General features: G+C 63.2%; 13 protein-coding genes. 3 read left to right on the forward strand and 10 right to left on the reverse strand.

The annotated features are described in order from the left end of the window. Position 1: 1 nt before the first annotated feature. From BN60_RS03460 to BN60_RS03485, 6 genes are all read right to left on the reverse strand, one after another. Entirely contained in the window at positions 2-751 is a 750-nt protein-coding gene (locus BN60_RS03460; protein ID WP_020694596.1) for an ABC transporter permease, read from the reverse strand. Next, positions 748-1,599, reverse strand: a complete 852-nt coding sequence (locus tag BN60_RS03465; protein ID WP_020694597.1) for an ABC transporter ATP-binding protein — start codon at positions 1,597-1,599, stop codon at positions 748-750. The genes BN60_RS03460 and BN60_RS03465 overlap by 4 nt, the downstream gene beginning before the upstream one ends. Next, complete coding sequence (locus BN60_RS03470; protein ID WP_020694598.1) at positions 1,596-2,582, reverse strand: ABC transporter substrate-binding protein; 987 nt, start codon at positions 2,580-2,582, stop codon at positions 1,596-1,598. Before BN60_RS03470 ends, BN60_RS03465 begins: the two co-directional genes overlap by 4 nt. Before the next feature lie 233 nt (positions 2,583-2,815). Beyond that, positions 2,816-3,871 carry a class I SAM-dependent methyltransferase gene (locus BN60_RS03475; protein WP_020694599.1) on the reverse strand — a complete coding sequence of 352 codons (1,056 nt, stop codon included), beginning with the start codon at positions 3,869-3,871 and terminating at the stop codon, positions 2,816-2,818. A 391-nt stretch (positions 3,872-4,262) separates the two neighbouring features. Next, positions 4,263-4,826 (reverse strand): hypothetical protein, encoded by a 564-nt coding sequence (locus BN60_RS03480; protein WP_020694600.1) that lies wholly within the window; start codon positions 4,824-4,826, stop codon positions 4,263-4,265. 16 nt (positions 4,827-4,842) lie between these two features. Beyond that, positions 4,843-6,048 carry a diaminopropionate ammonia-lyase gene (locus BN60_RS03485; RefSeq protein WP_020694601.1) on the reverse strand — a complete coding sequence of 402 codons (1,206 nt, stop codon included), beginning with the start codon at positions 6,046-6,048 and terminating at the stop codon, positions 4,843-4,845. Positions 6,049-6,150: 102 nt separating this feature from the next. Between BN60_RS03485 and BN60_RS03490 the strand changes: the two genes are divergently transcribed. Further along, positions 6,151-6,642: an Lrp/AsnC family transcriptional regulator gene (locus BN60_RS03490; RefSeq protein WP_020694602.1), complete on the forward strand. Its 492-nt coding sequence runs from the start codon at positions 6,151-6,153 to the stop codon at positions 6,640-6,642. Positions 6,643-6,668: 26 nt separating this feature from the next. Here the strand turns inward: BN60_RS03490 and BN60_RS28540 are convergent, their stop codons facing one another. Together BN60_RS28540 and BN60_RS28545 are read right to left on the reverse strand one after the other, a co-directional pair. Then, entirely contained in the window at positions 6,669-7,874 is a 1,206-nt protein-coding gene (locus BN60_RS28540; RefSeq protein ID WP_148283318.1) for a helix-turn-helix transcriptional regulator, read from the reverse strand. Further along, positions 7,841-8,911 (reverse strand): helix-turn-helix transcriptional regulator, encoded by a 1,071-nt coding sequence (locus BN60_RS28545; protein WP_020694604.1) that lies wholly within the window; start codon positions 8,909-8,911, stop codon positions 7,841-7,843. The genes BN60_RS28540 and BN60_RS28545 overlap by 34 nt, the downstream gene beginning before the upstream one ends. Before the next feature lie 679 nt (positions 8,912-9,590). Here BN60_RS28545 and BN60_RS03505 point away from each other — a divergent pair. Next, entirely contained in the window at positions 9,591-10,310 is a 720-nt protein-coding gene (locus BN60_RS03505) for a TetR/AcrR family transcriptional regulator (protein ID WP_148283319.1), read from the forward strand. A gap of 68 nt (positions 10,311-10,378) precedes the next feature. Beyond that, complete coding sequence (locus BN60_RS03510) at positions 10,379-12,433, forward strand: molybdopterin-containing oxidoreductase family protein (RefSeq protein ID WP_020694606.1); 2,055 nt, start codon at positions 10,379-10,381, stop codon at positions 12,431-12,433. Here the strand turns inward: BN60_RS03510 and BN60_RS03515 are convergent. Then, positions 12,419-14,014, reverse strand: coding sequence for an ABC-F family ATP-binding cassette domain-containing protein (locus tag BN60_RS03515; protein WP_043283601.1), 1,596 nt, complete (start codon positions 14,012-14,014; stop codon positions 12,419-12,421). The two genes, BN60_RS03510 and BN60_RS03515, sit on opposite strands and share 15 nt — an antisense overlap. 146 nt (positions 14,015-14,160) lie before the next feature. After that, on the reverse strand, positions 14,161-14,898 hold the full coding sequence (locus BN60_RS03520) for a GntR family transcriptional regulator (protein WP_020694608.1): 738 nt from the start codon (positions 14,896-14,898) through the stop codon (positions 14,161-14,163). Positions 14,899-14,989 lie beyond the last annotated feature (91 nt).

The following is a 14,989-nucleotide window of genomic DNA, read 5'->3' on the forward strand; positions in this document are numbered from 1 at the left end:
CTCACGCTCCGCGTCGGCGCATGAGGCGCCGTTCGTAGGCGTAGACCGCCATATTGAACGTCGTGACGATCGCCAGCACGAACAGGATCAGGGCATACATGCGCGGATTGTCGAAATTGTCGTAGGCAAAGGCGATCTCGTGGCCGATGCCGCTTGTCGACAGAATGAATTCGCCGGCAATCACGCCGATGAAGGAGTAGGCGACCGCGAGCTTGAGGCCCGACAGGAGATGTGGTGCCGCGGCCGGCAGCCGGATACGCCAGATTTCGTCGAGCAGCGACAGGCGATGGATGCGTGCGGTCTTGAGCAGAACGCGCGGCACGCGGTCGAGGCCGGCCATGGTGGCCAGGATCATGGCGACCATGGCGAAGAGCGTCGCCAGCACGATCAGCGGCGTCGAGCCCAGGCCGAAGATCACGATCAGCAGAGGATAGAACGCGAAATGCGGGATGGCGTAGTAGGCGGCGAGGAAGGGGCTGAAGGCCCGCCGCAGGAACGGCACCCAGTTCAGAATGAAGCCAATGACGAAACCGCCGACGATCGACAGGCTCATGGCGATGGCGACTGCGGACAGGGTCTGGCTGAGATGGGCGCCGATGTCGTCGGACTGCAAGGTCTCGACCAGAGCGACGACCATTGCCGAGGGGGCGATGACCATGCTGGCCGCAATGGCACCGCTGCGGCAGGCAATCTCCAGGGCGCCGACGGCGCCGATCAGGACGGCCGTTCGGATCCAGGTCGCCTTGCTCACCGGGCCATGCTCCCCTGGCCCAGGGCCTGCATCGATTCAGCCCGCAGGTACGACCAGAGGCGGGCGGTGACAGCGCCGAAATCCGGGCGCTCGGCCAGTCGCGAATCACGCTCGCGCGGCCAGCCGGTCTCGACGATCTCGATGAAGCGGCCAGGCCGTGCCGACATCACACCGATGCGGTCCGAAAGCAGGTTGGCCTCGTCGAGCGCATGGGTAATCAGCAATACCGTGGCGGAGGTCTCGCGCCACAGGCGCAGCAATTCGTCGCCCATCAACAGGCGGGTCTGTTGGTCGAGCGCGCCGAACGGTTCGTCGAGTAGGATCAGGCGCGGCTGCAGCACCAGGGTGCGCGCGATGCAGACTCTCTGGCGCATGCCGCCCGACAGTTGGCTGGGATAGGCCCGCCGGAAATCGCGCAGGCCCATGAAGCCGATCGCGAAGTCGACGCGCCGTTTGGTTTCCGTGCCGTCGACACCGGAACGGCGCAGGCCGAAGGACACGTTGTCTTCGACAGTCAGCCAAGGGAAGCTTGCATCTTCCTGGAACACGACGCCGACACCGTCCGGTACTTCGCCGCGCACTGGCTTGCCCTCGAACTCCACCGTGCCGGCCGACGGTACCGCGAGGCCCGACAGCACGTCGAGGAGTGTCGACTTTCCGCAGCCCGACGGTCCGACCACGCTGAAAAATTCGCCCGCCCGCAGGTCCAGCGAGATCGGACCCAGCGCATGTACTTCACCATGTCCGGCGCGGGGCGGGTAGATGCGCGTTACGCCCTCGAGCCGCGCATGGATGTCCGGCTGTGCCGCCGTCGCGACGGCGGTCAGCCGCGTGGCGCCGGTCTTCATTGAGTCTTGGCCGACGGCGGGGCGAAGCTGTCGTTGGTCGCGGCCTTCCAGTCCACCGGAAGCTGTAGCGCGCCGACCGATCCCAGGGCTTCGGCCATGGCCTCCATCAGAGGCTGCTTGAGGTCGCCGCGGCCCCACCAGGTCGGGTTCATCTTGAGCACATTCCCGATGGCACTGGTGGCGACATCGGGCGGCAAGTTGTAGGCCTTGGCGACGATCGCGGCGGCTTCCTTGGGGTTGGCATAGAGGAACTCCACACCCTTGCGACGCGCCTCGATGACCGCCTTCAGCTTTGGCCCCTGCTTGGCGATGGCCTCGTCGGTCGCGATACCCACCGTCTGGGCATAAGCGGGCAGCCTTTCGTCCAGCCACGGCAGGATCTTGTACTTCACGCCGGCCTTCTCCTTCTGGGAGTAGATCGGCTCGGGGATGATCGCTACGTCGATCTTGTTGTGCTCGAGCGCAGTGAGCCCTGCGCCGAAGTCGCCGATCGCCACCATCTTCACATCGGTCGCGGGCACATTCCACGACTTGAGGACGGCGAGCGTAATGCTCTCGCTCACCGACTTCGGCCGGGAGTAGACGAAGCGCTTACCCTTGAGATCCTCGGGCTTGTCGATCTTCTCGCCGGGGCGCGTGACCCAGAAGCTGCTGCGGCCGTCGGTTCCGCCGCTGATGATCTTGATGTTGAAGCCTTCCTTGATGGCGCTCAACGCCGCGGGCAGGGCAACCTCGGCGAACAGCGTCTCGCCCGCCATCATGTTGCGCACGGAAGTGCCGCCGCCCTTGGAGGTCAGGATGCCGGTGATGTCCACGCCGGCCTCCTTGAAGTAGCCCTTCTCCATCGCGATGGCGTAGGGCACGCCGTACAACAGGGAGCCGTAATGGGTAACGACGATGTCTTCGGCCCGGGCGGCCGACAGTGAAGCAAAGCTCAGGCAGGCGAGCGCAAACCCGCGGACAGCAGTCTTGAGACGCTTCATCGTTCCCTCCCGGGGCTATGGTGACTGACGCTTCTGCGTCTGATCTTGTATTGTTATGACATTAGGACATTAAGATTTGGCGAGTCAAACTAGGGCGACGAGCTTGGTTTCTCCAGGCAGAGACTGCTCTGCCGACCGGCGAATTCTGGCGAAGGCAGGTGAGATATTCGGGATTGCCGGCCGCCGTCGCATGATCGGACGGCGGCGCGTGTCATGGCGGCAATGCGAAGTGGCTAAGACCGCGCTTCGAGAATCATGTTGAACGGCGTCTCCGTAGCGCGGCGAACTTTGCCGAATCCCGCGCCACCCATGATTTCCCTGAGCCTCGCCTCTCCGGCCTGTGCACCCAGCGCCGCTCCGACCTCCTGCGACAGCGATGTCGGCACGCAGATCATGGTCGAGCCGGCATAGAAGAGACGTCCGACCGGATTGATGTTGTCCTCGAGCCGATCCCGCGCCATGGGCTCGACAACCATCCAGGTGCCATCCGGCTTCAACGACCCTCGAATGTGCGCGGCGGCCCCTGCCGGATCGCCCATGTCGTGCAGGCAATCGAAGCAGGTCACCAGGTCGAAGTCCTTGCCAGGATACTCCTTGGCCTTTGCGACCTCGAAGCGTGTGTTGGCGGCCACATCGTGAGAGCGCGCATGAGCTTCTGCCGCCGCAATCGAAGCCGGATGGAAGTCGTAGCCGACAAATGTCGATTTCGGGAATGCCTTGGCCATGAGCACGGTCGACCAGCCGTGACCGCAGCCGACATCGGCCACCGTCGCGCCGCGCTCCAGTTTGGCGACGACACCATCCAGAGCAGGCAACCAGCTTTGGATCAGATTGTTCTGATAACCAGGTCGAAAGAAGCGCGCGACGGCACAGAACATGCATCCAGCCTGGTCGCCCCAGGCCACGCCGCCGCCTGACTTGAAAGCTGCCTGTACCTTTGCCTGGTTCTCCATCAGAGCGACCATGAGATCGAAGCCGCCCATCATGTAGACTGGGCTGTCCTCGATCGCGAACACCATCGCCTGTTCGGGCGGCAAGGCAAACTTGCTCGTCAAGGGATCGTAGCTCAGATAGTGCGACGCAGCCTGGTGCGACAGCCACTCGCGCAAGTAGCGCTCGTTCACTGAGGCATCCTTGGCCAGCTCGGCGCAGGTCATCGGCCCCTTCGCTTGCAGTGCCTTGTAGAGGCCCAGCCCGTCGCCGATGCGCACCATGGCGATGCTGGCTGCGCCGCCGAGGTCTCCCAGCATCTGTCCGATGAATTCGTTGAGTTTGCTTTCGTCCACCATTGCTTCCTCCTTCGATGACGGTCCGGAGCGGCTACGCGGCAAGGACCCGTAAACTGCGAACGCGATTAGAGGACGATCCGCCGGAGGCACGTCGAACGATGCAGGAAGGACTGAACACCCCGGTCGGGGGCAAAGCGGTACGGTTCCAACGGAAGCGACAGGAAGCCCGGTCAACGTGAAGGTGGTCCGCAAGCCTGAGGCGGTTGCCGGCCAGCCGATCTGATCCGGGAAACGCGAACAACATTGATGCGGAAAACTGGAGATACGCGGGAAGAGAACTCGACCGCTTGTCCCGATGGAATTAGGGCACCAGTCCCCAGCTTTGACAACAGCAGAGTAGGAAAGGTGTCGGCGACCCGTCTCTCTGCCGCGGCAGTCAGGTCCGCTCAGATCAAACGCGTGGTTTTTCGTCGGCGGATGGCGTGCGGACGAGACTGTCGATCCATTGCTGCGCCGGCTCGAATTCATTGAACAAGCGCATCGGCCGCTCTGCAGTCGCCATGATGCCGAGCAGCCGCGCGACCGAATCGGATTGTCGCCGGGGCATTACCACAGCAACAGGACCTGGCACGGACTGGCCGTGTTGCATCCGCATGCGTACGCCGAGTTCCATGGCCTCGGCCGGTGTGAGTTCGGTAAAGGCCTGCGAAAGGTCGAGCAGCTGGCGGTAAGTGAGGGCATTTGCTCCCGCGACGGCCGCCAGATAGTCCCATACTTCAGCAAATGTGAACTCACCCTCGCCACTAACGATGATCAGTTTCTTTCTTGAGTCGATTACCCAGTCGAAGGCCATGAGCGAGGGGAGCGCGTATTTGAAAACGGGGCGTTCGTACTGCCAGCGTGGTCTACCCCAGGCCAGCGGAAACCGTTCCAAAACGGGTAGAATGCCAACCGCCGTCATTGCGAAATTATGATCGAGATGCGCGCCGCACGTGGTCTCTGCCGCCGGGCTCAAAGCCGCGATCGCCAGATCATCCTGTCTGGCCGCTCGAAGGTCGAAGCGTAGCCGGGTCCAGCCCGACGAGCTCGGTATAGCGCACTGGATCCGTTGCTCCCTCGGTGTTGATGACGAGGACACGCGACGAACGATCGAGCGCCAGTTTCGCGCCGATATCGGCCGTCGTGGCGGCTCGCATCAGGCCGGCGAGGCCCGCGACGCCGCTCTCGCCGCCCACGATGGCGGGATCTTGCGCCACCGGGCGCGCGAGGCGATTCATCGCTGCAATTGCCTCGTCCTCGTCGACAGTCATGAATGCGTCGGCGGCGCGTGCCAGTATGCGCCAGGCTACCCGCGACGGCTCGTAGCATTCGAGCATCGCCATCACCGTCGGCTCGCCATGCGCGACCTTTACGATGTGACCGGCCTTTGCGGTCTCGAGAAGGCAAGCGGCGCGCGCGGGTTCGACCACGACGAATAGAGGTCGTCTATCGCCAAGGACCAGAGCGAGATGGCCTGCGACGGCGGCCGCGATGCCGCCAACCCCGGCCTGCACGAAGACATGCGTCGGCGGCTCGGCAAGCTGGCGCAGCGCTTCGTGGCCGATCGCTGTGTAGCCCTGCATGACCAGCAAAGGGATGCGCTCGTAGCCCGGCCAGGACGTATCGGACACGATCGTCCAGCTTTTCTCGCCGGCGACGCGCGCCGCTTCGACCACCGAGTCGTCGTAGGTGCCATCCACGCGAACCATCTCGGCGCCGAAGCGGGCGATTGCGGCGACGCGCTGGTCGCTGACACCGCCATGGACGAAGATCACCGAACGTGCGCCCACGAGCGCGGCGCCTTGCGCGACCGAACGGCCATGGTTGCCGTCGGTGGCGCAGGCAAAGGTCATGGTGGCCGCAATGGCTTTGACGGCTGCGTCATGCAGCTCGCCGACGTCGATCGTGCGTCCCAACCGGCGCGACGACTCTTCGAGGACCAGACGGATGACGGCGTAGGACCCGCCGAGCGCCTTGAAGCTGCCAAGGCCAAGGCGGTAGCCCTCATCCTTGATGTGGAGTTCGGCGAGACCGAGTTCCGCAGCGAGGCCGGGCAGCGTTTGCAGCGGGGTTTCGGTGTGATTGTCCCGATGGCCGAGGAAGCGGTCGACTTCGCGGGCGGCCGCAATTCCCAGGGTTTCCGCATCGATGGAAGCGAGCCGGGTTCGATAGTCAGGATGGCGATTGACGAGGAACATGACACTCCGCACATGGCCGAATGGTGTAAGTCTATTGCTCGAGATGCGAAAGAAGCGCTGTATTCTGGCCATCCGATTGCAAGTTTGGTTCGCCAGGAGCGGATGTTGACCCTGCCACCCTCCAACGCTGTTTCGCTCGACCGCTTCGATCTCGCCATCATCGCCGTTCTGCAGAAGAACAATACGACGTCGCAGCGCGTCATAGGCGAGGCGGTGAATCTGTCGGCGCCGGCCGTGCAGCGGCGCATCAAGCGTCTGGAGGAGGCAGGCGTGATCCAGGCCCATGTCGCGGTGATCGATCCGGCGATGGTTGGCCACCCCATCACCATCTTTGTCGAGGTCGAGATGGAGAGCGAACGCGCGGATCTCATTGATGCAGCGAAGCGTGAGTTCACCGCCGCCCCGGAAGTGCAGCAATGCTACTACGTGACAGGCGAGGCAGACTTCATCCTCATCATGCTGGTGCCGACGATGGCAGCCTACGAGGCCGCCACACGGCGCCTGTTCTTCGGAAACAACAACGTCAAGCGGTTCCGGACCTTCGTTGCTATGGATCGCGTGAAGGTCGGGCTCACCGTTCCAATATCCGGCTGATGTTGGTCTCTATGTCAGCTGGCTCGTCACTCCGTACGGCCCAGCGTTTCGGACGGCCGCTCGCTGAAGCGCTTCTTGTAGGCGGCCGCGAAGTTTCCGAAATTGTGGTAGCCCCAGAGTGTTGCAATCTCCGATACGGTCGTGTTGCCTTTGGCATTCCGCAGCGCATTGCGCATCCCGATCAATCGACGCTCGCGGATGAACTCGCCAGGTGACATGCCGCGGAACTTGACGAACAAAGTATGAAGGTTGCGCACGCTCAGCCCGGCCTCGAGTGCGACTTCCTTGACCGACGGTGCTCGGACGGCATTCTCGATGACGAAGGCTTCGGCGGTCTTCAGCTTGAGGGGAATGGCCACATACTGCTGGTCCGTGTCGCGCAGCGTCGCCTGAGGTGCCAGCTCGTGACAGAAGATCAGATACAGATACTCGTCCAGTAGTGGGCCGGTGGCCTTTGCGTCGACTCCAGGCGAGGACGATGCGACAGCATGGTCCAGGGCGTAGGCAAGGTGTGTCCCCCATAGATTCGAGGGACCTGAGACGACCAGACCATGCTCGAGATACGGCTTGAGGCCCTCTTGGGGATCAGGCTTGTTCCGGAGCGAAAAGCGCTGTGCCGGCGGAATCGGAATAAATACCGATAGACCGGCGAAGTTTGCCGATAGGGAAAGCTTGAGTAACGGGCTCTTGTTGATCGCAAAGACGTAGTCGCCGGCCCGGGCCCGCGCGATGATCGAATTGTTTACCGAATAGGTCCGTTCCCCTCGGCTTGTGTAGTGGACGCCCAGATACTCCGAGTCGAGCGTGAACTCGGCAACGCCGCGACCATCGTAGGCGAAGTGGACAAACCTCACGCCGCCGGCCGCCAAGGCGCAGACCTCGCCTGTGAGGTCTGAAGTCCCATCCTGAGGCGTCAGAATGCGAGGTTCGCCAGGAACACCCTCGACGATGGTTTGTCGTCCTTGCTGCGCCGTCGTGATGCGATGGACGAACGGACCTTTCTCGCCTCCGTTGTTCCTTTCCCTGGTTGTCAGGATGAAACGGTCGATCGCCTGCTGCAGGTAGGGTGTCATCGACCGCAGGTTTCCCGCAGCAATTCGCAACGCATGGCCACTACCATCAACGCACCTGGCAACCCCTCCCTTAGCTTTGCGCGAACATTCTGCACTGGCAACGCGGCTGTAATGGGTCTGCCGGACTACCGATGGGCCGCTGCTCGACGCTCCGCGCAACCCAGCGTCTCCGATGGAAGTTCGCCGAAGCGCTTCCTGTACGTGGCCGCGAAGTTTCCGAAGTTCTGATAATTCCACGCGATGGCGATTTCCGACACGGTGGCGCCGTTCCTGGCGCTGCACAGAGCGCTGCGGATTCCTGTCAGTCGCTGCTCGCGAATGAACGCGCTGGGTGAGGCGCCACGAAACTTGACGAAAAGCGTATGGAGGCTGCGCACGCTCAGCCGGGCCACGGCCGCTACATCCTCGACCGAAGGCGCCTTGGCTGCGTTCGCAATCACGAAGTTCTCGGCGATCTTCAGCTTGAGGGGAATGACCGTGTATTGCTGGTTCACGTCGCGGCTCTGCACTTGAGCTGCCAGCTCCCGCGTACAAAGCAGATAGAGAAATTCGTTCAGGACCAAATTGGGGGTGCAGGCGCTGATGCCGGAGCAGACGTCTTCGAGGGCATAGTGGAGGACATAGGCAAGGTGCGCGCTCCACAAGCTCGACTGGCTGACGGCGATGAAGCCGTTTTCCAGATACTGCTTGATATGCTGGTTGGTCTCTTCTCGGACGTCGATCGAGAAGCGCCGCTCGGTCGGTATTGGGATGGAAAGCAGAAGGGCGCTGTAGTTGTCCGATGCCGACAGCCGTATGAGAGGGCTCTTGCTGAACCGAAAAGTATAATCGCCGGATCCCGCCGTCGCGATGACGGAATCTCCCATTGAGTAAGTGCTCTGGCCGTGGATGACATAGCGCACCGACAGATGGTCAGGCTCGGGTTCCGTCTCGACTTCGAAGGGCGTTTCGGCCGCGAAGTAGGTAAGCCGGACGCCACCCGCCCTCAGGACATAGGCTTCGCCTCTCGGCTGGGTGGGCGCATTGCTGGTCGAGAGGGCGCGGATCAGGCTCGGCGCGTCGTCGACGACGGTCGGAGCGCTGTTCGAGACGCCAAGGACGAAATGGCGAAACCTGCCATTTGAGTCGGCGGCGCTCCTGTCCCTTGCAGTCGAGACGAAGCGGTCGATAGCCCGTAGCAGGATGGGCGTCGTCATCGTCTCCTACGTCGCGCTGCTTGCCCGTTCGATCACGACGGTACGATCAGTTGCTTGCAGCAGGAGGGACGTCTTCATCGATTTGTTGCTTCCTTTCGGAGGATCGTACCGCCTCGATTTCTGCCGTCGACAGGACAAGTTCATTCAGCAGTTCAAGTGCGATATGTCGGTCTGTGGACCATTTTCGTACTTCTCTCGTTTGGCCGATTTTGCCGAACCTTGGATTGCCGAGAGAGGTCTCCACGCCCGAAGAACTCGATTGTTGTGCTGTTATCATCTTTTGGGTTCTTTCCTGTCGTATTAGCACTGAGAGAGAATTTACCTCGGGCTTGCCGAGGGCGTTGCCGGCACAACGCCCACGACAAGAAAGCTGCCGACCACGGGCATTCTGATCCGATCACGGGCAGATGATGAAAAAAGGCAGCGCTACAACCCGACCGTAGCTGCTTCGCGACTGCGGTGGTCAACTTGGGAAGCGTCCGTCGTCCCTGATCGACGCTGGCTCGCATTCTGCGGCGGCTTGTGTGTGGGGTTTCTGTGCCGAGCGGTGTGGAGCGAGCGAGCGGTGGCGCCGTGATGGCGGTGGGGAGGCCGAGCGACGGCGTGAAAACGCAGGGTGCGCGGTGGCGGCGATGATCCCTCATCTTTCACCCATTTCGAAGCCTCTGCAGCATCCAGGTTGGACAGCAAAGGCAAGGCACATCCCGTCGCTGCCACCGGAGTATTCTCTATGAATAAAGCCAAGCCGCGCCAACCCGAACAGGGGCAGGCGATGGCAGCCGACGGTCGCCTGCGGCGAAGCGAGCGCACCAAGCACAAGATCGTGTCAGCCTATCTGACCCTCGTAAGGCTCCATTTGCGTGAGCCCTCGATGAGGGAAGTCGCCGAGGTTGCTGGCTGTGCCTTGCGATCGGTTTATGAACGCATGTCCGACACGCACACTCTGCGGCTGGCGGCACTCGATCACGCGATCAACGGGACCCTGCGGAAGTTCGACGTCCGGCTGCACGGCCTCGGCCGCCAACTCCGCCTGCAGGCGATCGTCGGATTCCAAGTCGAGGAGTACGAACAGTGGGCGCCATTGTGGCATTTTTTGATGCAGCACGAGCATCTGCCGGACGTCAAAGTCCGTCTGGACCAGATTCGGCACAGAGTCTTGAGAGATCGCATGGTGGAGCTTTATCGGAGCGAACTCGCCGGCAGCAGCGAGGCTGATCGTGCGAACTGGCTGCAGCTTCTGAACGCAACGACCAGCCTGGAGAGCTGGCAGTATCACCGTTACTTCGAGCTTCTTCCAGTCGAGAAGGTTCACGAGCAGTGGGTCTGGTATGTCGACCGGATCCTTACCGCGGCGCTTTCCGGTGTCGAGGAGCCTGGCGCGGCTATGGCTGCGCGGTGATGCGTCCCTTGCTCGCAGCAGGCTAGACGGGCGTGCTACGTTCCGCCCGGTTGTGGGGAGGAGCGTCCATGGGCAAGGAGTTCTGGAAGTCCGCGTGTCCGCACGACTGTCCGAGCGGTTGTTCGCTCGAGGTCGAGCGCCTGTCGTCGACCCGGATTGGCCGCATTCGCGGTGCTGCGGCCAACAGCTATACCGACGGCGTCGTCTGCGCCAAGGTTGCGCGCTATTCGGAGCGTGCCCATCACCCTGACCGTCTGAAGCAGCCGCTGCAGCGGGTCGGCGAGAAGGGGGTTGGCGAGTTCCGTCCGATCTCCTGGGATGCGGCTCTCGACGAAATTGCCAACGCTTTCGTGCGGGCGACGCAGATTTACGGCAGCGAGGCGATCTGGCCCTATCACTCCGGCGGCACGATGGGGGTGGTCCAGCGCTGGGGCATCGACCGGCTGCGTCATGCCTTTGGTTATTCCCGCCAGCACAGCACCATCTGCATGACGCCGGCCGAAGCCGGGTGGCGCGCTGGCGTGGGCAAGCTCATGGGTCCCGATCCGCGCGAGATGGCGCAGTCCGACCTGATCGTGGTGTGGGGCGGCAATCCGGTCTCCACACAGGTCAATGCAATGACGCATATCGCCAAGGCACGCAAACAGCGCGGCGCCAAGCTCGCAGTGGTCGATGTCTATCGCACACCCACTGTCGAAGCGGCGGACATTGCCCTGGTGCTGCGTCCCGGCAGCGACGGCGCGCTGGCGCTGGCGATGATGCATGTCCTCCTCAAGGAAGGCCTTGCCGATCGGGACTATCTCGCGCGCTACACCGATTTTGGCGCCGATGTCGAGGCCCATCTTGCCGACAAGACGCCGGAATGGGCGGCGGCGCTCACCGGCCTCTCGGTCGAGGAGATCGTCGACTTCGCGCGGCTCTACGGACGCACCGAACGTTCCTTCTTGCGTCTTGGGTTCGGCTTCACGCGCTCACGCAACGGGTCTTCGGCGATGCACGCGGTGAGCTGTCTGCCGGCGATCACCGGCGCCTGGAAGCATCCGGGCGGCGGCGCCTTCTTCATCAATTGGGACATCTGGAACCTCGACCTCAAGCTCGCCTGGGGACTCGACCTCCTCAATCCCGAGACGCGCGTGCTCGACCAGTCGCGCATCGGTCCGATCCTGTGCGGCGACCAGACGGCACTCGCCGGCGGGCCGCCGGTGATGGCGATGCTGATGCAGAACGCCAACTCGGCGAATGTCGCCCCGGACAGCGCGGCCGTGGCGAAGGGGTTGGGCCGCGAGGACCTGTTCCTGTGCGTGCACGAGCAGTTCATGACGGCGACAGCGAAGTACGCCGACATCCTGCTGCCGGCGGCGATGTTTCTGGAATACGACGACCTCTACCTGGCCTATGGGCAGACGCACATCACTGTCGGTCCGCGGGTATTGGATCGGTACGAGGAGTGCCGCACCAACCACGAGCTGATCTGCCAGCTGGCGAAGCGGCTGGGCGCCAACCATCCGAGCTTCGAGATGAGTGCCGTCGACATGCTCGATGCGACCCTGCGCGCGTCCGGCAGGGGCACCTGGGAAGAAGCGAAGGAGTGCGGCTGGATCGACTGCGCCCAGAGCTTCGAGAAGGAGCATTTCCTCGACGGCTTCCCATCGAGCGATGGCCGTTTCCACTTCAAGCCGAACTGGGCGGCGGTCGGTCCCTATCACGCGGGCATGACGGCGCTTCCCGTGCATCGCGAGAATGTCGAGCAGGCAACGGAGGAATTCCCGTTTCGGTTGATCGTGCCGCCAGCCCGGACCTTCCTCAACACGACCTTCACCGAGACGCCGAGTTCGATCGTGCGCGAAGTCGAGCCGCGCGCCGTGATCCATCCCGACGATGCGGCACGCCTCGGCGTCGTCGAAGGAACGCTCGTCAGGATCGGCAACGCGCGCGGCGAGGTGAGCCTGCGCGCGCGGCCATTGGAGACGGCCAAGCCCGGTGTTGTCGTGGTCGAAGGCAACTGGCCGAGCGATGCCTATCCGGGTCGCGTCGGCGTCAACGTCCTGATTGGCGCCGACCCCGTGCCGCCGAGCGGCGGTGCGGCATTCCACGACACTGCAATCTGGCTACGCGCCGCCTGAACCGCCGAGGTCGAAGCGGCGGGTGATGCCGATCGCCTGCAGGAAAGCCTCGTCGTGGCTGACGACGAGCAGGGCGCCATCGTAGGCGCGCAAGCCTGCTTCGACGGCTTCGATTGCATCGATATCGAGATGGTTCGTCGGTTCGTCGAGGATCAGGAGTGGGGGAAGTGTGGCGCCTCCCAGAACGCAGGCAAGCCCCGCGCGCAGCAACTGGCCGCCACTCAAGCTGGAGACGGTTTGAAGCGCTGCATCGGCGCGGAACATGAAGCGGGCGAGGGCGGCGCGGCAGGCATTTTCGTCGGCCTGCGGATTGAGGCGCTTGAAGTTGTCCCGGATCGACGCCGACGGATCGAGCAGGCTGACCCGCTGGTCGAGCAGGGCGAAGCCGGTCGCGAGCCGTACCGTTCCCTCCCATGGTGTCAGCTGTCCGGTGATCAAGGCCAGCAGCGTGGTTTTGCCGGAGCCATTCGGACCCACGACGGCCACGCGCTCCGGGCCAGTGATTGCGAAGGAGAGGTTGCGGAAGATCGGTGGGCCCGGCTCGAAACCGGCGCTGGCATCGTCGATCCGGAGCACCACCTTGCTCGCCGGCAGGTTCGTCGACGGCAGCACGACGGACAGAGGCTGCAGGATTTCGATGCGCCGGCGAGCGGATGCCGTGTCTTCGAGGGCTTGCGCACGCTGCCGCTGGGCGAGGCGGGCGGCTCCGCCGCTCGTATTCTCGCTGAGTTCCTTTCGCGCATTCAGGACGAGGCGCGGTATGTCGCCTTTCTCCTTCTTGGCGCGGCCGGCGCGATCCCGGCGTGCCTGGCGCTCGACCTTCTCCTGCGTGCGGCGGGCGATCTCCTCGACGCGCTTCTCGGCATCGGCGAGGTCGTGTCGCGCAGCCTCAAGCTCGATTGCCTTGCGCTCGCGATAGTGACTCCAGTTGCCGCCATAGCGCGTGGCGCCCAGCGACGTCAGCTCGACGATGGCATCCAGCGTATCGAGCAATTCGCGATCGTGACTGACCACGATGGCGCCCGACCGCCAGCTCGCCAGAAGGTCGACGACTGCCCGTCGACCCTCCCTGTCGAGATTGTTGGTCGGTTCGTCCAGCAGAATGAAATCGGGTTCCGAGAAAACGAGAGCCGCCAGCCCGGCCCGCGTGCGCTGGCCGCCGGACAATGTCGTCAACGGAGTCTCCGATTGCACATCCAGGCCGAGACGCCCGAGCGCCGCGGCCAGGCGGGTTTCCAGCGTCCAGTCGGCGGTCGCGAGTTCCTCGACGCCGGCATTTCCTTCCTCTGCGCGGCGCAGCAGGGCAAGGCTGTCGCGCACGCCGAACAGGTCGGCCACGGTTTCGTCTGGAGTTACCTGAACGGCCTGGCGCAGGACGCCCAAGGTGCCGTTCACGGAAACCTTGCCCGACTGAAGTGCGAGATCGCCGGATATCAGCTTGAGAAGCGTGGTCTTGCCCACGCCGTTTCGTCCGACCAATCCGGTACGGTCGGTTACGAAGCTGAGGTCAAGAGACGAGAAGAGCGGTCGGCCGTCAGGCGTGGACCAGGCAAGACCGGATAGGGTGATCGAAGCGGACATGAAGACGGATTTCCCCGAGGACGAAGCGAATGGGTGCTGCGGCTGTCGGGTGGAAATCCATCGGTGTACGCATCCTGTTGAAGTTCGGGACGGATCGGAAAGTAGGCTTTGCGTGCGCTATATTCAAGGCGGCTGCCTTGCCCTCGTCACTCCGGATAGAGAGGGGCCTTGCCCTGGTCTATCGCGTCGAGAAGTTCGATCAGCTTGGCGCCGCCTTCCATGAGATCGGCCTGGATCGCGCGCTTCACGGCGACGGGGTCCCGGGCAACGAGTCCATCGATCACGTTGAGGTGCTGGTGGCGCTCGCTGTAGGTCGGCACGGCGCGCGGATAGAGGATGTTGAGCAGCGGGCCGTTGCGCAGCCAGATGGTCTCGATCATGCCCAGCAGCTCCGGCAATCCGGCCGCACGGTAGATTGTGTTGTGGAAGTGCCAGTTTGCTTCGACGGCCTTCCGCCATTCGCCATCTCGTTCGGCGTCGGTAAGAACCCGATGAAGGTGCCTGAGTTCGGCAATTGCCGAATCGGTAATGCGCGTGGCGGCCTGCTCGGCGGCGAAGCCTTCGAGCAGCAGGCGGATGGCGCGCAGCTCCTGGTATTGCGCTGAAGTGAGCCGCGCCACCGCGATCGATCGCGCCGCCCGCATGTCCAGCACCCGCTCGCGGACGAGTTGCATAAGCGCCTCGCGGATCGGCGTCTCGGAGACGCCCATCGACTGGGCGAGCTGGCGGATCTTGAAGCGATGGCCCGGGCGGAAGCGGCCCTCCATCAGGGCTTGGCGCAGCTCCTGATAGACGCGGGCAGTAAGGTTGTCGCGGGCGACCGAGGCCATGTCGGCTTCCGGCTGGTGATAGTCGGTCGGGCGAGAGATCAGCGGCGTTTCCATCGGGCTTTCACGCGGTCCATGCGCACGACTTAGCGACTTTTGTACCGGGGTGCGAACTTCGCCGGTTGGGGAAGAATTGACGATTTGATAT

Source organism: Reyranella massiliensis 521 (assembly GCF_000312425.1).
GTDB classification, from domain to species: Bacteria; Pseudomonadota; Alphaproteobacteria; order Reyranellales; family Reyranellaceae; genus Reyranella; species Reyranella massiliensis.

What these genes read in the sequence shown, in the direction of transcription:
- BN60_RS03475 (WP_020694599.1), bottom strand. Translation starts at nt 3,871, where the DNA reads ATGGTGGACGAAAGCAAACTCAACGAATTCATCGGACAGATGCTGGGA.
- BN60_RS03470 (WP_020694598.1), bottom strand. Translation starts at nt 2,582, where the DNA reads ATGAAGCGTCTCAAGACTGCTGTCCGCGGGTTTGCGCTCGCCTGCCTG.
- BN60_RS03490 (WP_020694602.1), top strand. Translation starts at nt 6,151, where the DNA reads ATGTTGACCCTGCCACCCTCCAACGCTGTTTCGCTCGACCGCTTCGAT.
- BN60_RS03465 (WP_020694597.1), bottom strand. Translation starts at nt 1,599, where the DNA reads ATGAAGACCGGCGCCACGCGGCTGACCGCCGTCGCGACGGCGGCACAG.
- BN60_RS28545 (WP_020694604.1), bottom strand. Translation starts at nt 8,911, where the DNA reads ATGACGACGCCCATCCTGCTACGGGCTATCGACCGCTTCGTCTCGACT.
- BN60_RS03510 (WP_020694606.1), top strand. Translation starts at nt 10,379, where the DNA reads ATGGGCAAGGAGTTCTGGAAGTCCGCGTGTCCGCACGACTGTCCGAGC.
- BN60_RS03520 (WP_020694608.1), bottom strand. Translation starts at nt 14,898, where the DNA reads ATGGAAACGCCGCTGATCTCTCGCCCGACCGACTATCACCAGCCGGAA.
- BN60_RS03515 (WP_043283601.1), bottom strand. Translation starts at nt 14,014, where the DNA reads ATGTCCGCTTCGATCACCCTATCCGGTCTTGCCTGGTCCACGCCTGAC.
- BN60_RS03485 (WP_020694601.1), bottom strand. Translation starts at nt 6,048, where the DNA reads ATGTTCCTCGTCAATCGCCATCCTGACTATCGAACCCGGCTCGCTTCC.